9 protein-coding genes and 1 pseudogene are annotated in these 17150 nt (G+C 46.0%); all 10 read left to right on the forward strand.

The genetic code is table 11. The features are described from left to right. The first annotated feature begins 833 nt into the window (after window positions 1-833). The 10 genes and pseudogenes from AAC01S_RS15860 (at window position 834) to AAC01S_RS18980 (ending at window position 16618) form a co-directional block, all read left to right on the forward strand. Window positions 834-1118: a TIGR04540 family protein gene (locus AAC01S_RS15860; RefSeq protein WP_067624653.1), complete on the forward strand. Its 285-nt coding sequence runs from the start codon at window positions 834-836 to the stop codon at window positions 1116-1118. Then, the gene (locus AAC01S_RS15865; protein WP_067624656.1) at window positions 1118-1723 is read left to right on the forward strand and encodes a DUF1819 family protein; all 606 of its coding nucleotides are present in this window, start codon (window positions 1118-1120) and stop codon (window positions 1721-1723) included. Before AAC01S_RS15860 ends, AAC01S_RS15865 begins: the two co-directional genes overlap by 1 nt. Then, on the forward strand, window positions 1720-2295 hold the full coding sequence (locus AAC01S_RS15870; protein WP_306307194.1) for a DUF1788 domain-containing protein: 576 nt from the start codon (window positions 1720-1722) through the stop codon (window positions 2293-2295). The genes AAC01S_RS15865 and AAC01S_RS15870 overlap by 4 nt, the downstream gene beginning before the upstream one ends. A gap of 18 nt (window positions 2296-2313) precedes the next feature. Beyond that, the gene (gene brxC / locus AAC01S_RS15875; RefSeq protein ID WP_067624659.1) at window positions 2314-5850 is read left to right on the forward strand and encodes a BREX system P-loop protein BrxC; all 3537 of its coding nucleotides are present in this window, start codon (window positions 2314-2316) and stop codon (window positions 5848-5850) included. A gap of 50 nt (window positions 5851-5900) precedes the next feature. Next, window positions 5901-9407 (forward strand): BREX-1 system adenine-specific DNA-methyltransferase PglX, encoded by a 3507-nt coding sequence (gene pglX, locus AAC01S_RS15880; protein WP_067624662.1) that lies wholly within the window; start codon window positions 5901-5903, stop codon window positions 9405-9407. Between the two features lie 68 nt (window positions 9408-9475). Then, the gene (gene pglZ / locus AAC01S_RS15885; protein ID WP_306307195.1) at window positions 9476-12043 is read left to right on the forward strand and encodes a BREX-1 system phosphatase PglZ type A; all 2568 of its coding nucleotides are present in this window, start codon (window positions 9476-9478) and stop codon (window positions 12041-12043) included. Window positions 12044-12058: 15 nt separating this feature from the next. Beyond that, on the forward strand, window positions 12059-14110 hold the full coding sequence (gene brxL / locus AAC01S_RS15890; protein ID WP_067624668.1) for a protease Lon-related BREX system protein BrxL: 2052 nt from the start codon (window positions 12059-12061) through the stop codon (window positions 14108-14110). Between the two features lie 275 nt (window positions 14111-14385). Then, window positions 14386-15393: a protein kinase domain-containing protein gene (locus AAC01S_RS15895; RefSeq protein WP_083511887.1), complete on the forward strand. Its 1008-nt coding sequence runs from the start codon at window positions 14386-14388 to the stop codon at window positions 15391-15393. A gap of 78 nt (window positions 15394-15471) precedes the next feature. After that, a pseudogene (locus AAC01S_RS20280) lies at window positions 15472-15810 on the forward strand (DUF3800 domain-containing protein); the annotation flags it as partial. Window positions 15811-16087: 277 nt separating this feature from the next. Next, on the forward strand, window positions 16088-16618 hold the full coding sequence (locus AAC01S_RS18980; protein ID WP_067624673.1) for a DUF3800 domain-containing protein: 531 nt from the start codon (window positions 16088-16090) through the stop codon (window positions 16616-16618). The last annotated feature ends 532 nt before the right edge of the window (window positions 16619-17150 follow it).

Below are 17150 nucleotides of genomic sequence, written 5' to 3' on the forward strand. Positions count from 1 at the left end.
GAGGACGTGTTGCAACCGCTCCGTGATTTGGACAGGCTTAACAAACTGGATGTGTATCCTCGGTTGGGGTGTATGGACACGGTTGTAAATGTGCTCCAGGTCATCGAGGCGGTGGAACATCCCTCGTTTCGGATGCTTCAACCTCAACAGATGCCTCGTGAGTTAAACGACCTGTCATCTCGAATCGGTGCAAACAGATTTTTACTCCAAGAACTCCAAAGAAGTATCCCAGAATTCTTCGCATTTCATCGAGGGAAAAGCCGCCTTGAAAACCGTATCATCTACCTTGGGGGTGGATCGAGTGATCTGATGTACCACTGCTCCATCTGTGACAGTCGCGGTTACGGGTTCGTTGAACTTCGCTTTGGGAATCGGTGGGACATTTTCAACCTCTTTGCCATGAAGCCAAAACTCCTGCAAAAGTGCATCGACAAACGGGTATATGTAGGCAACAACCGAATTGGGGTTGAGTTCCCAGCTTGCGATAGCACAACAACTAATGTTGCTCGGATTGTAAAAATATTCCGAGTGATGATTGACAATATATCTCGACCGCTGTTTGACATTCTCAGGTTTGAGCGCGAAGTGATGGAGATTCGGAAGGGGAGGGCGGCGTAACGAGCAGGGGGGAGATGAGAAGGGCGGAGGCGTTGGGCAACCAACGTCGCTACATACGTTTAAACAGCGTTCGTCTATACACCTTATCCCAAGTATCCTTGAGACAATTCTGTCTCCAATCTGATACCACCTGCCGACTCTTGTGGGAGTCGTCGAATAAGAATAGAATAATAAATATGTAACGAGTGAACGGCGTTGACGTGGTGGGGGTGGCTATGAACATAAAACGATTCTATAAGACGCAACGAGAGCTTGCCCTTGCCCTCAATTCGATTGTGGATGCTTATTGGCAAGACGAAGTGGATGAAGCAACTCTCTTCAAAAATGTCCAGGATATCTATACGAATAACCCAGATAAAGTGTTGAAGAATGGAGATTTTACGACCGTTTTGAGGCAACAATGTGGGAAGAGACGGCTTGTAGTCGTGGAACGAATCTTACAGATGAACGGACTGCTACAGGATGATTCATCATCCACATCCCATGGAGGATATCAGTGATGCCAGAACGGTTGAAATATAGTTGCACTTTGACGGGTGCGTCATTTTTGTTTTTTGAGTTCAAGCAGGTTGTGCTGTTAAAAGAGCAGGGGTTAGACGATTCAGATATACGGGAAAAGGTTCGCGCTGAAAACCTGTTCGGATATAAGGTTAAATCGAGCATCAAACGTAGTCTTCCTTCTGTTTTACGCAGAATCAATGCGCTGGATGACACTTTGCGCCGTATGGTTGTGGAAAAGTCGTTGGAGACGGGAAAAATCATCAATCTATATGCGATCATGAAGACAGACCGCTTGTTTTGCGAGTTCATGAATGAGGTCGTTCGGGAGAAGCTTGAGAGGAATGACTATCATCTTGAGCGTAAAGACGTGAATGTGTTTATGACCGCGAAGGCGGAGCAAGACGAAACAGTCGCGTCGTGGACAGAGAAGACGGTCGATAGACTGAAACAAGCCTACGTGAAGGTGTTGTTTGATGCGGGAGTTGTAAGGGATAGGAAAACAGGAGCGCTAAACCGAATTCTGATGGATGAAGAGTTGAAGCGGCATTTGGTGCACATCAGGGATATTGCCTATGTGAAAGCTATGGGGGAATGGGTGGCGTGAACAGTATCTCAGATTTACATAAGCGGTTGGACAAGATTATCCCCAAGATTCGAGAGGACAAGTTCCTTGAAGGGAGAGGTCTCGGAAACGAGATCAGCTTCTATGTATTTGACTATCCCCCAGAGCATGAGCTTATAGTGCGCGATTACGTGCGCCACATCATGAAGGAGTTCAGTCATGATGGTTCGAATCGCCGAATCATCGAGATTGACTTATACAAGACCATGATCGAGATTGCCAAAGAGAAGCGGATCTTTGAACGTATCTTTCAGATCGAGGATAAACAGGGGAAGGAAGCCTTATTCAGGGCAATGGTCAACTTCGCAAAACCAGACGTGTTTCTGCAGAAAATCAGGGAGAAAGTCGTTGACCATAACGTCGTGCTGATTACGGGAGTTGGGAAGGTTTATCCCTTTGTACGCTCCCATAACATACTGAACAACCTACAAGAAGTGCTGGACAAAATCCCCGTCATCATGTTCTTTCCAGGGACATACGATGGGCTGTCACTGAAGCTGTTTAATCGCATGAAGGACGATAACTATTACCGAGCCTTTCGGTTGGTGGATTAACGGGTAGGGGGAGCCTACATGAAAATCAAGCAAATGTTTCAGAAGGATCTCGAACGCAACATCAAAGGTGTCATCAAGGTCGCACAGACGGATGAGGAGAACAAGTTTCAGGAACTCGATGAGTATGTCGTCACCAGGGAACTGCTGAAGCACTTCTCGAAGTTCTATGAAAACTATCAGAAGGGCATCGATGGTGCCACCGATAAAATGGGAGTCTGGATTTCGGGCTTCTTTGGGTCAGGTAAGTCGCACTTTCTGAAAATCCTCTCTTACCTACTGGAAAATAAGGAGGTCAAAGGTAGGAAGGTCGTCGATTTCTTTAAGGACAAGATTCAAGACCCGCTGATTCTGGCAAACATGGCGAGAACAGCGAATGTTGATACCGAGGTCATTCTGTTCAACATTGACTCAAAGAGTTCGCTCGACAACAAGTCCAAAGAAGATGCCATTCTTCGGGTGTTTCTGAAGGTGTTTTACGAACACCAAGGCTTCTATGGCGACATTCCAGGTGTAGCGGAGATGGAAAAGTATCTCACCAAAGAGGGCGTGTATGAGGACTTCAAGCGGGAGTTCAAAGCCCTGTCTGGTGAGGAATGGGTAGATCGGCGGAATACTTTTTATTTTGACGCGGACTATGTGATCGGCGCTTTGACGAAAGTTACATCCATGTCAGAAGAGACAGCGAGAAACTGGTTTGAGAACGGTGTCAATAACTTCGAAATCAGCATTGAAAAGTTCGCCAAAGAAGTAAAGGAGTACGTCGAACAGAAGGGCAACAACTTTCACCTCATCTTCTTGGTCGATGAGATTGGTCAGTACATTGGGGACAGCCGTCAGCTTATGCTTAATCTTCAAACACTGGCGGAAGACCTGGGGACTCAGTGCAAGGGTAAGGTCTGGATTATGGTCACTGCCCAGGAAAGCATTGACAGCATCATCAAGGTGAAGGGCGATGACTTTTCCCGCATTCAGGGGCGGTTTGATACCCGCCTGTCTTTGTCATCGGTTTCGGTAGATGAAGTCATCAAGAAGCGTATTTTGCTCAAAAAAGACCATGCCACGGATATGCTGAAGTTGCTCTATCACGAAAAGAGTGCCACCCTGAAGAACTTGATCAGCTTCAAGGACGCGACTGCTGATTTCAGGAGTTATACGGATGATAGGGAGTTCGCGGATGTCTATCCCTTCCTCCCTTATCAGTTTAAGCTCCTGCAGAACGTGTTTGAACAAGTCCGTAAGCATGGGAGTTCAGGCAAGCATTTGGCTGAAGGGGAACGCTCGATGCTATCCGCGTTCCAGGAATCTGCATTGCAGTTTAAGGATGCAGAGGAGGGTGTACTTGTCCCCTTTTATGCCTTTTACGATACCGTTAAGGAATTCTTGACCCCTTCAATTGTGCGAGTGATCGAAGGCGCGTACGAAAACCCTTCTTTGAAGGATGACGAATTTAACGCGAACGTGCTGAAAACCCTCTTCTTGATCAAATACATCAAGGAGCTTCCTGCCAACATCGACAACATCGCCACTCTGATGGTGACAAGTATCGACGAAGACAAGCTGGCATTGAAGGAAAAGATCGCGGCTTCATTACGCAAACTCGTCCGAGAGACGCTGATTCAACAGAACGGCGAGATTTTTGAGTTCCTAACAGATGACGAACAAGACGTGAACCGCGAAATCAAGGCTACCAAGGTCGAAGAGGATTTGGTGAAAAAGGAACTCGCCGACCTCATCTTTGACGATCTCTACGAAGGGAACAAATATCGATACTCGTCGCAATACACCTTTCAATTCAACCAAAAAATGGACGAGAAAAATCGCGGGAATCAGACTTCTGCGATTGGAATCAACATTCTCTCACCCTTGTCTGAGCACTATGCGAAGTCAGATCAAGAATTGATGCTCCTGTCTTCGGGTAGTAGCGAGATGATTTTAAAGCTCGGTTCGAGCGGAGCGTACACGGACGAAATGGAAGAAGTCCTTAAGATCAAAGAGTATCTCAGGAAGAAGAACCCTGCACAACTCCCAGAGAACATCCAGAACATCCTGAATACGAAACAGGGTGAAGCAAGAGAACGTCAGCGTCGCGTTCGTGAGATGCTTGAGGATGCCATTAAGGACGGGGAATTTTTCATCAATGGCAACAAGCTCGAAGTGAAAGGTTCGACGGTTAAAGACAAAATCAACGCCGCATTCCATGAGTTGGTGGACAATGTATATACGAAGCTCGGACTTGTAAAGAGATTCCTGGATTCTGAGAAAGACCTGAGTTCGCTCTTGAGGAGCGACTCCACACAAATCACCTTGGACGGGTCAAAGTCCAACGAGAATGCTTTGGCAATCAAAGAGGTATTCGACTTCATCAGTCTACAGGATGATATCAAGAAACAAGTGCGGGTAAAGATTCTGTTGGATCGTTTCAGCGACAAACCATATGGGTGGAAACCGCTCGATATCGCAGGACTGATCGCGGAGCTTTTGAAAGCACAGCGCATTCGGCTTCGTTACAATGCGGAGTATCTGGAGCCTGAAGACCCCACCACCCTAACTGCCTTAACCAAGGCAACTGAAGTGGATAAGGTCATTGTGCTGAAACGGGTCAAAGTTGACGATGCGTTGTTGAAAACGGCACGAAACATCTGCAAGGAAGTGTTCAATAGAACGGATGTAGCCGATGATGAAGACGGTTTGCTAAAGGACATTCGTCAGTTAATCGACGACCAGGTCAGGGAGATACATGAGCTAAAGAGTAAGTATGAAGGGCGGAAGTATCCAGGGCAGAGCCTTTTGGACAAAGGGCTGGAGTATTTCGGCGAATTCACGAAGGGACTGGACAGTGTTTCGTTCTTTACGAAGCTCCGAGACCTGGAAGACAACCTCTTGGACTGGGAAGAAGATGTCTCATACGTGAAGAGCTTCTTCCAGCACCAGAAGGATCATTTCGACAAAGGTTTGCGGGCATTTGAACGGTACTCGGAGAACGAGGTGTATCTCGCGGGCATGCCGATTGAGGATGCCGCCAACAAACTGCAAGCCATCCTGAATGATCCCGTACCGTATAACAAGATCAAGGATATTCCTGAGTTGGTCAATACAATCGATGTGCAGATCCAAGCTGTACTGGAAGAGAAGAAGTCGGCGGCAAAGGCAACAATCCAACAGGATTACGACTACTTGACCCTTCGTGCCAATCAAAATGGGGTATCTGAGGGGACGAAAAATCGCATTCGGTCTTACTACGAGGATTTGTTCAAGACCATTGATGGGTACACGGACATATTCAAAGTCGATGCATGCATTGCCCAAAGTGCCAACTTTAAAGTGGCGCAAGATAAGGTCATCGACCGTGAGATTGAAAGCACGAAGATACCAGAGGGACCAAACGGTCCAGATGAACCAACGCCTGCTCCCCAGAAGGAACGGGTTAAAGTGGGCAATCTCCTGGCTGTGAGGACACTTCGAACGGAAGAAGACGTGGACAAATTACTTGGCACGGTTTCAGCCAAATTGAAGCAGATCATCAAGGGCAACAAACACATTGAATTGGTCGATTGAACCGACATTGGGTCTGGTTCTACACATAAAACGGACAGGTGGATACGGATATGAATAAAACAGCCTTGAAGAATTTTGCAACAAGCGCAAGAAACGAATTGATTAAGAAGGTCGAAGCCAGGGCATTGAAGATTGGTATCACGGAGGAAGGCATCAAGAAGGCGCAGATTGAAAGCTCCGATGCCATCTATATTGACGGAAAACAGCTATCTCTTGTGGAAAAGAAACAGCGGGATAAGCTGATTCAGCGTATTCGGGAGATTGGGTTTAAGAACGTCATGGAAGAGGTTGCCTATACCTGGTTCAACCGTTTCATTGCCCTGCGCTTCATGGAGGTTAACAATTACCTTCCGACAAAGGTGCGAGTATTGTCCTCTTCCGAGCCAGGGAACCCAGAACCCGACATTATCAAGGAAGCCCTGTCCGTTGACCTGGATATCGACAAAGAACTCGTGTACGATCTAAAGCTCCACAACAAAACGGAAGAGCTTTTCAAGTATTTGGTCATCAAGCAGTGCAACGACTTGAACAAGTACCTTCCCTTCATGTTCGAGACCATTGAGGACTACAAGGAGATTCTTTTCCCAGAGGGATTGCTCGCAAAAGACTCATTCCTGCGTGCTATGACAGACGTAACTGCGATCCCTGAATATGATTGGGAACAGGTAGAGATTATTGGATGGCTTTATCAATACTACATTGCGGAAAAGAAGGATCAGGTTTTTGCCGATCTAAAGAAGAACATCAAAATCAGCAAGGAAAACATTCCTGCGGCGACACAACTGTTCACTCCGCATTGGATTGTGCGATACATGGTGGAAAATTCATTAGGTCGCTTATGGCTGGAGAGCTACCCAGAGAGTCCATTGAAATCAGAGTGGAAGTATTTCTTGGACGAGGCTGAACAAGAGCAACAAGTGAAAGACGAACTCGAAAAGATTCGCCGCAAGAACATCGATCCAGAAAGCATTACCTTCCTTGACCCGTGTTGCGGAAGTGGGCACATCCTGGTCTATGCATTTGATGTGTTCTACGCCATGTATCTTGAAAAAGGGTACATTCCACATGAGATTCCCAAGCTGATTCTGGAGAAGAATCTCTTTGGGCTTGATATAGACGACCGTGCGGCGCAGTTAGCGTCGTTTGCTGTCATGATGAAAGCAAGAGAGAAGTCACGTAGGGTATTTGGGCAAGGCATCAAGCCGAACATCTGTGCAATTCAGGAAAGCAACTGGATGACGGATGAGATTATTGACGTACTGGTTGACAAAACGGCTTCACAATTGGTGCAGAATGCCCAGCGGGAGACTTTGCGCCATCTGAGAGATGCATTCATGGATGCAAAGAACTATGGATCGATTCTGAAAGTCGAGCAATTGGATCTGGACTTTTTGGACGAACGGTTGAAACACTTTGCGAGTGATTCGGATTATCAGGGAGATCTTCTCGAAAGGATATCTACGTCTGAAGCATTAGAGAAGATACCTGGACTAATCCTGCAGGCAAGAATCATGAGTCGTAAGTATGACGTAGTATGCACTAATCCACCGTACATGGGTATGGGTGGGATGAACACAAAATTATCTCATTTCGTTAAGGACCAATATCCAGACAGCAAGTCTGATTTCTTCGCAGTGTTTATTGAGGGTTGTGCCAAGATGGTAAAACCGAATCATTTTCAGGCTATGATCACCCAACAGGCTTGGATGTTTCTTTCAAGCTTTCAAAAATTAAGGGACAAGTTAATGCTTATGGATATTGTAAACATGGCTCATTTGGGACCCAAAGCGTTTGAAGAAATAGGTGGTGAAGTAGTTCAAACCACTTCATTTATATTGAGAAACAGCAACGTTAGAGATTATAAAGCTATATTTATCAGGTTGACTGACTATGATCACGCAAGCACAAAAGAGTCTAAATTCTTGCAAGGTGAAGATAGATACGTAATCAACAAGGAGCGGTTTTCCAAGATCCCAGGTAACCCAATTGCGTATTGGGTAACTGACAACGTTATTAGAATATATGAAACGCAAAAATTACTCGGCGAAGTATGCGAACCAAAACAAGGGTTAATAACAGGAGACAACGATAGATTTTTGAGACTGTGGTATGAAGTTGACCTGCTTAAAACAAGCTTCTGTGCAGATATGAGCAAGAAGTGGTATCCCATTAATAAAGGTGGGGAATTTCGACGCTGGTACGGGAATAATCAATTTGTCGTCAATTGGGAAAATGACGGATATGAAATAAAGAACTTCAAAGATGAAAGAGGTAAGCTACGTTCAAGACCTCAAAATTTGGATTTCAATTTCCGTAGTAGTGTAAGTTGGTCATTAGTCGCAAGTGGGGCTTTTTGTGCAAGATATTACCCTGACAACTCATTATTTAACGTAGCTGGTATATCATGTTTTCCATCTGATGATGTGTTCAAGTATATTCTTGGGCTACTAAATACAAAGGTGGCCCAGAGTTTTACCCAAATCATAAATCCTACCATAAATATGAACGCTGGAGATGTCGCGAGTGTTCCGATCATCATTTCAAACATGCACAAGCCGTTAATAGATGAGCTTGTTACAAAAAACATCGAGATTTCCAAATCCGACTGGGATAACTTCGAAACGTCTTGGGATTTCAAAAAACATCCTTTTTTAGCTCATAAATGTGGCACCATTAAGGAGTCGTTCAACCGTTGGAAGGACTTCTCGGATAAACAGTTCGAACAGCTCAAGTCCAATGAGGTAGAGCTTAATCAGATTTTTATCAATATCTACGGGTTGCAGAATGAGTTGACATCTGAAATTGAAGATGAACATGTGACGATTCGTCGAGCCGATTTAGAACGGGATGTGAAGAGCTTCATATCTTATGCCGTAGGTTGCATGTTTGGGCGATACTCCTTGGATGAAGAGGGTCTTGTCTTTGCTGGTGGCGACTTCGACCCTGAAAGGTATAAAACGTTTGCAGTTGATCGGGACAACATCCTTCCCATTTTTTCGGGAGCCTGTTTTGAGGACGATATCGTATCCAGATTCGTCGAGTTTGTCAAAGTGACCTTTGGTGAAGAAACTCTGGCGGAAAATCTGGAGTTTATCGCCGAGACGTTGGGGAAGAAGGATGATGAGACTCCGAGGGAAGCGATTCGGAAATATTTTCTGAATGACTTCTTCAAGGATCACGTTCAGACATACAAAAAGAAGCCGATTTATTGGCTGTTTACGTCTGGCAAACAGAAGGCATTTAACTGTCTGATTTACATGCATAGGTATGATAAGACCACGCTGTCGAGGATTAGAACGGACTACGTGCATGAACTTCAGATTCGCCTTGATGCGGAGAAGAAGTCCCTCCTCAGTATTATCGAGGGAGGCGGAACTCCGAAGGAGGTCAGTACTGCCAAAAAAGAACTGAAGACGCTGGATTTGAAGATTGCCGAATTTAAGGAATACGAGGAGCTTCTGCATCACATGGCGGACAGGCAGATTGAAATCGACCTGGATGATGGCGTGGATGTGAACTACGCCAAGTTCGAAGGCTTGCTTGCAAAACGAAATTAGTATTTGGGTAGAATAGGGATATACCATCGACTTGGTGTATCCCTAAACGCCTGTAGTTCGAGAAAAGGGTGTTCCAATTGAATTTAGATGATATCGTAAGCACGCTAAACGCAACCTTCCAGCAACCCTTGCAGGATGGGGAGCAACGCAAGATTGTCTTTTGGTTGGACAAGGACAAGGAGTTCGTTGATGATATCAACGAGCTTTCCTTGGTTAACGCCAAAATTCATATACTGACTGATACCAATAGCTTTTATACGAAATACATGCTTGAAGAAGAGGACACAACGTCTCACTACCTGATCTACTCAAATTTGGACATGAACCATGAGGACAACTGGCTCATGGATACGTACTTATACTCTCAAGCGTTTCACGCAGACAGGATCTCGTTGCTGATGGATGAGTGCAACATTGATCCCAGTCTGCGAAATGTGGTCAAGAAGTACGAGAAGTTCTTCGGAAGCAAAGAGCGAACGCGACAATTGAAAGCATTTGATATGCACATTACTTCGCAGGAAGCCCTGGAACTGGGGATGATGAGCGCAATCTGTGGCTTGAAGTCCCCTGAGTTCGAGGATGTTCTAAAGGCTGTCCTGATGGATAGCCTGGATGACAACGATAACAAGTACCTGGAACAGTTTGAGAAGTTCTTTGACCTCTCCGTGTTCTGGAGATATGTGTCTGACCGTTATGGATATGAACAAAGTAGCCCATCGCTAAAGACATTGTTCATTCACTTGACCGTATCGGCACTCAGTCACGCTATTGATGAGAGCCATCTTTCGCAGGTTAAACATTACATCGCAACGAGGAACAGGTCGAATGCGATGGTGTTCATCGACCATTGGATGAACCACAAGACGGATTATTCTGTGTATGATGACCTCGCAGAAATCGCAGAACGTGAAATTAAGCTTGCTGACATTGTGGCTCAGTTGGACGTAGAGGACTTCAAGACGGCGGACACCTTTCAGTATTTTGACAGGGCAATCATTGCATATATCGCCAACAGTTTAGATGATCATCTTGAGGACTTTGCGAAATACATCGAGTTAATCAATCTGCGGCGCACCAAACATTTTTACGAGCGGTATCGTTTCATCTATGAGGCTCTGTTTTACACCGTCAAGATGTTTGAGTTCCACAAACAGCATAGTCCTGGAATTCCGCAGGTACAGGCAATCGATATGTTCCGAGCTTACGTGAACGAGTATTACCAGATGGACACCTACTACCGTAAGTTCTACGTTGCCTATGATAACGAGCCAGACAGCGAAATCCTGAAGAAGCTACGGGTGATGGTTGAAAACCTCTATACCAACTGGTTCATGGGGGAACTCAGTTCGCACTGGTCATCTGCTGTGGATGACGAGATGAAAGCAAACTGGTCGCTTCCAGGCGTGCAGAATCAGAAAGACTTCTACCGAAACTTTGTCGGACCGAGAGTGCGTCAGGGAGATCGAGTGTTTGTCGTAATTTCCGACGCATTCCGCTACGAAGTCGCAGTCGAATTGGCGGAAAAACTCAATACTGAGACGATAGGTGCTTGCGAAATTCAACCGTTATTAGGCGTCATCCCGTCGGTCACCAAGCTGGGGATGGCTTCATTGCTCCCACATAAAACTCTTGAGATTGACCTCAGTGGCAAGGTGCTGGTTGACGGGAAACCCTCCAGCGGTCTTGATAATCGGAACGACATCCTACAGGGATCAGTGGCGGATAGTGTTGCTGTCCATTTCCGTGACCTGCTGTCCATGAATAAGGCGGGGCGGAGGGAGCATTTCAAAGGGAAAAAACTGATCTACATCTACCACGATAGCATTGACGCGACTGGGGATAAAGCATCAACGGAAATCAACACATTTAAAGCGGCGGAAGATGCGATTGAGGAAATCTACGGCATCATCAAGATAATTCGAGACGATCTGAGTGCCACGAACATCTTGATCACTGCTGATCACGGATTCGTTTATCAGCGCGATCCACTCGAAGAAAGCGATAAGATCGAAAAGGAAGGCATCGAGGCAATTGAGACAAAGCGAAGGTACTCGCTGGCGAAAGAGTCGGGCGAGAGAAGTGGTCTGCTTGATATCAACATGGACTCGTTTATTTTGAATGAACATCACATTACGACGTATGTCCCCAAAGCGACGATCCGCTTCAAAATGCAGGGAGCTGGGGCTAACTTCGTACATGGTGGGGCGAGCTTGCAGGAAATCGTGGTGCCCTTGATCCAGTTCAAAAATATCCGCAGTGGGCAGAAGCATAGTCGCGAAATCGTGAAGGTGGATGTCAAGCTCACGAACACTACCAGGAAGATCACAAACAGCTTGTTTAACTTGACCTTCTTCCAAACTGAGAAGGTGGAGGATAAGCGGGTTCCACGGACTGTGAAAATCTATATGGCGGATGATGACGGCGCGGTCATCAGCAACGAGGCGACGTTGATTTGTGATAGAACCACCGACAAGCCAGAAGAGCGGACGTTTAAGATACAGTTTGCGTTGAAACAGATTCCATATGACAAAACTAAAAACTACTACCTCGTTATCAAGGATACCGAGACCAATGTTGTCGTGGAACAGATTCCGTTTACGATCAACCTCGGCATTGTCAGCGATTTCGACTTTTAAGAGAGGGCGGGCAAGATGGAGCTAAATGACGAACGCTCTTTGGATTTAGACCAAAAACTGAACATGGTCTTTGCGGGCAGGGTCGTGCGGAAAGACCTCACAAGCATGATCAAGCAGGGAGCCAATGTGCCCGTCTATGTGTTGGAATATCTGCTTGGGATGTACGCGGCGACAAATGATGAGGAGAGTATTCGCGAAGGAGTGGATCGCGTCAAGAAGATCCTTGCAGAGAACTTCGTGAGACCTGACGAGGCAGAAAAGATCAAGTCAAGAATTCGCGAGATCGGACAATATTCCATCATCGACAAAGTGACCGTGACCCTCAACCCTAAAATCGACACCTATGAAGCTGAGTTCTCGAACCTGGGACTTAAAGGGGTTCCCATTTCCCCTAACTACGTCAAAGAGTACGACAAACTGTTGGCGGGCGGCATCTGGTGCATGTTGAAGATGGACTATTTCTTTGACGAAGAAGCCCGCAACATGAACCCGTTTAGCATCAGCAGTCTACAGCCCATTCAGATGCCCAACATGGACTTGAACGAGATTTTTGAAGGGCGGAAGAGCTTCACCAAAGAGGAATGGATCGACGTACTGATTCGCTCGACAGGGATGGAGCCGACCCACCTGGAAGAGCGGGTCAAGTGGCATCTCTTGCTTAGGCTCGTTCCACTGGTCGAGAACAACTACAATCTGTGTGAACTGGGTCCGAGGGGGACGGGGAAGTCCCACGTTTACAAAGAGCTATCCCCGAATTCCATCCTTGTATCAGGTGGACAAACCACTGTCGCGAATCTGTTCTACAACATGTCCACCAAGAAGGTTGGATTGGTCGGGTTATGGGATGTTGTCGCTTTTGATGAGGTGGCGGGGATACAGTTCAAGGACAAAGATGGCATCCAAATAATGAAGGACTACATGGCATCTGGGTCATTTGCACGGGGTAAGGAGGAGAAGACGGCTTCTGCGTCCATGGTGTTTGTGGGAAACATCAATCAGAGCTTAGACTCGCTCATCAAGACCTCGCATCTCTTTGCGCCGTTTCCTGATGCCATGGCGAACGATACAGCGTTTTTTGATCGGATGCACTACTATCTCCCTGGCTGGGAAGTACCCAAGATGCGTCCCGAATTCTTCACGAACCAATACGGGTTCATCGTCGATTACATGGCGGAATATTTCAGGGAGATGCGAAAACGCTCCTTTGCCGACGCGATTGACCGTTACTTCAAGCTTGGCAATAACCTGAACCAGCGCGATGTAATTGCCGTTCGCAAGACGGTATCTGGATTGATTAAGCTCTTGTACCCAAATGGCGAATACACCAAAGAGAATGTAGAGGAGATCCTGAGATATGCGTTGGAAGGACGCAGAAGGGTCAAGGAACAGCTTAAAAAAATTGGAGGAATGGAGTTTTACGATGTCCATTTCTCCTATATCGACAGGGAGACGCTGAACGAAGAATATGTGTCTGTGCCCGAACAAGGTGGCGGGAAGCTGATCCCAGAGGGAATGGGTAAGCCAGGTCATGTTTATACGGTTGGACATGGAGATTCTGGCATGATTGGTGTTTATAAACTGGAGAATCAGGTTGTATCGGGAACAGGGAAGTTTGAAAAGTCTGGTGTGGCGTCCCATCGGGGGGCGAGGGAAAGTCTTGATACGGCTTTCCGATACTTCACCGCAAATGCCAAGAGCATCAGCGGCACGATTAGCACAAAAACAAAGGACTATCTGATGCATATCAGTGATTTGCAGGGGATTGGACTCACCAGTGAGTTGGCAATTGCCGAGTTAGTGGGGTTGTGCTCTGCGGCTTTGGAACGATCCGTGCAGGAGAGCCTGGTAGTCCTCGGAAACATGACAGTCGGCGGAACCATAGCCAAGATTGAAGAGTTTGCTAATGTGTTACAAGTATGCGTTGACGCAGGGGCGAAGAAGGTACTAATTCCTGCGGTGTCGGTCGTGGATCTGCAAACTGTTCCATCGGATCTACTGATCAAGATACAGCCCATCTTCTATTCTGACCCAACGGATGCAGTGTTCAAGGCGTTGGGCGTGAGTTGAAGAAACAGAGGGAAGGGGAACTCCGCTCTTTTTACTGACGCGTTCAAGCGTGATTTACAGTGAAACAAGGGCTAAGTAAGGGTGATTTGATGGTAGCAAGGACCGACGGGCATTTAATCTATCTCCGTAATAAACTCGACGGATACCGCGAGAAATACCCATACTTCGACCATAATGTTCAATTGAATTTGGAGTTTTACGATGACGTTGAAGACGAGTATTTACGACAGTTCTTTTCGATCTTTCATTACCAGCTGAATGAGTTATTCAAATATATGAACACACGGCTTCGAAGCGGGCATTATACCGCACACGAGAGCAGAGAACTTTTATACGTGTTAGATGAAATAAGGACGGTTCAAGCGAACTTTAGAGGGACGGATCACGAGTTTAAGATAGTTCCTTATTACGAGGACATCATTCGACAGTGTGAAGCATTCCTACAACATAGTGGTGGCAGTCCTATCCCCAGTGGGTTTCAACGGATCGACGTTATAGAAACACAACCTATTTTTCAGCTAACAGCCTCCATCAGTATAGAACGCGGCAACCGCAGGAGTTTGTTTCCAACAACGATGATTGGTAGTGGCTCGTATGCAACCGTCCACAAGTACAGGGATGAATACTACAATCGTTGGTTCGCCATTAAGAGAGCCAACAAGGATTTGACTGAAGAGGAGTACCAACGGTTCAAAAAGGAATTTGACACGATGCAAAAGCTCAGTTCACCCTACGTCGTTGAAGTGTACAACTTTGACGAAACGAACCGCCAGTACGTGATGGAGTATGTGGACAAGACGCTGGAGAAGTACATTACCGAAAACAACAACAAACTCGACGTGAGTGAAAGAGTAAACCTTGTTCGACAGATATTGAGAGCGTTCAACTACATTCACAGTAAGGGCGTACTACATCGGGATATCAGCACAAGGAACGTTTTGGTTAAACTCTATGATGGGTTGAAGGTCGTAAAAGTTTCGGACTTTGGGTTGGTCAAACTGCCTGGTAGTACACTGACAAAATCAGATACGGAAATAAAAGGGTCTCTTAACGATCCTAAACTATCAGTAACGGGATTCAAACACTATGATATGAGGCACGAGACATATGCTCTGGTACGATTAATCTATTTCGTCATGACGGGCAGACTGACAATAGGAAAGTACACGAGCAATGAATTTCAATCATTTGTTGAAAAGGGACTATCCGATAACCTCGATGACCGTTATCAAGACGTGCAGGAGCTACAGGCGGCTTTCAATGAAACGGTCAAGACTCTTTAGGGTCAGTCCGTCATAGTGGAACTTATGTGCTGTTGCATTGAGAGCATTCTGTTGGGATCAGAGGTTCAGAGGTCGACTATGGTAAGACTTAACATCTTCATCGACGAGAGTGGGAATACAGGGGATGTCCGTATTGGTAGGAACGAGGACTTTCGCTTTGACGGACAACCCTATTTTGTTTTGGCTGGAGTAGGTATTTATGATGATGACCGAGGTGAAATTGAATCCTTCGTCAAAGACCTAAAGCGGAGATATCGCATCCAAAGCCCTGAACTGAAATCCTCAAAGCTGTACGACACCAAGCCAAATCTCGTTGTCGACCTCATTGATTATTTGTGGCTCAATCAATATCCCATTTTCGTCGAGATCAACGACAAAAAGTATTTCCTTTGCATGCAAATCAATAACTTGATTTGTCGTATCCTCTTAGAAACGCCGCCTACTGACCTGACTCTTAACGTCCTTCAGCGAGCGGCGGATTATTTGCACGACGTTCTGCCAACCCGCGTATTTGTTTTGTTTTCGAAGGCATGCAGGGAGCGAGACCAACAGTCATTCGACGCCTTCATATCCAGTCTAAGAACTGTTTTGCTACTTCGCACAGATGAATTTGGTCAGGTTCTCTGTCGAACTCTGGACGAGACTCTCGAACAGTTCACCACAGTTTACCATCAAGTTGGGGGGAGGTCGATAATTGAATCCTTGCTTCCAGAACCCGATCTGGGTACAAAAGGTCAAACACTGGTCGGCTTTGCCCAACATTCCAGCACTTGCGAACATCATGGCGAGAGTTCAGCAATTTCAGAGAGATGCTGGTATTGCGGATACCACGTTTATTCATGATGAGCAGGCATACTTCTTTCAGATTCTTTATGAGAATATGAGGGCATTGGAGGAAAATGACTTCTCGGCGGTCAGTCGCCACAATAGACTCAACGGTTTGGTTCATTTTCATCTGGACAAGTTCAGTCTGGTTGAAGGGAAATCGAAGGATGAGATAGGGATTCAGATTGCGGATATGATCGCAGGTACAATGTATCGTCTCTGGTCTGAGTTCATCAAGAATAATTTCCGTTTCCCATCTAAGTATCTGTCTTCTGGAATTCGAGATCTGTTAACAAATTACGCGGTGAACCGTCAACCGTTTGGAGTCAATTTCGTCGTTCCTCAAAGGCATTTTGATGCGTGCATGAGAGTCCTCTTAAAGTACAAAAAGGGATACTAAATCCCGAAGTATCCTATCGAACCACATCTGGACGTACAAGTTCTTCCACAGAGCTTTCTTGACTCGTGGCAGGGGGAACGTTGGTGAACACCATGAGATCAGAACCCACAGGATGCCTTTAGGGTGTATAATTAAACCAGTCGTATGGAAACTTGTGAGGGAGAGGTGGAACTGTGACAATGGATATTCAACTGTTTTACTTACTGCCTCTGCTCTCCGTCTTCGTTGGCTTTGCCTTACTTTTGTGGTGCAACTCAAACTCCCAATTTCCTCCTTCAAATCGTCATCTACTGTACGTTCCCAACCTTGGAATACATGAAAGCGTTAAGCCAATTGTTCAGCCGATCCTCCGCATTATCCGCACTGTGCGTCGAAAGTTGTTAAGGTCAGGCGACAGTGATGAAGAAGCACCTTCCTTTGTGTTGCTCTGATCGATTGAGATTTGAAACACACAAAGGAGGATATTTATCATGTACGCAAATATTGAACAGCTTCTTCACGCCCTTTTATCAACTTTGGCAGGAATCACGGG

This window comes from Alicyclobacillus acidiphilus NBRC 100859 (genome assembly GCF_001544355.1).
Lineage (GTDB): Bacteria > Bacillota > Bacilli > Alicyclobacillales > Alicyclobacillaceae > Alicyclobacillus > Alicyclobacillus acidiphilus.

What these genes read in the sequence shown, in the direction of transcription:
- AAC01S_RS15860 (WP_067624653.1), top strand. Translation starts at nt 834, where the DNA reads ATGAACATAAAACGATTCTATAAGACGCAACGAGAGCTTGCCCTTGCC.
- AAC01S_RS15865 (WP_067624656.1), top strand. Translation starts at nt 1,118, where the DNA reads ATGCCAGAACGGTTGAAATATAGTTGCACTTTGACGGGTGCGTCATTT.
- brxC (WP_067624659.1), top strand. Translation starts at nt 2,314, where the DNA reads ATGAAAATCAAGCAAATGTTTCAGAAGGATCTCGAACGCAACATCAAA.
- pglX (WP_067624662.1), top strand. Translation starts at nt 5,901, where the DNA reads ATGAATAAAACAGCCTTGAAGAATTTTGCAACAAGCGCAAGAAACGAA.
- brxL (WP_067624668.1), top strand. Translation starts at nt 12,059, where the DNA reads ATGGAGCTAAATGACGAACGCTCTTTGGATTTAGACCAAAAACTGAAC.
- AAC01S_RS15895 (WP_083511887.1), top strand. Translation starts at nt 14,386, where the DNA reads ATGAACACACGGCTTCGAAGCGGGCATTATACCGCACACGAGAGCAGA.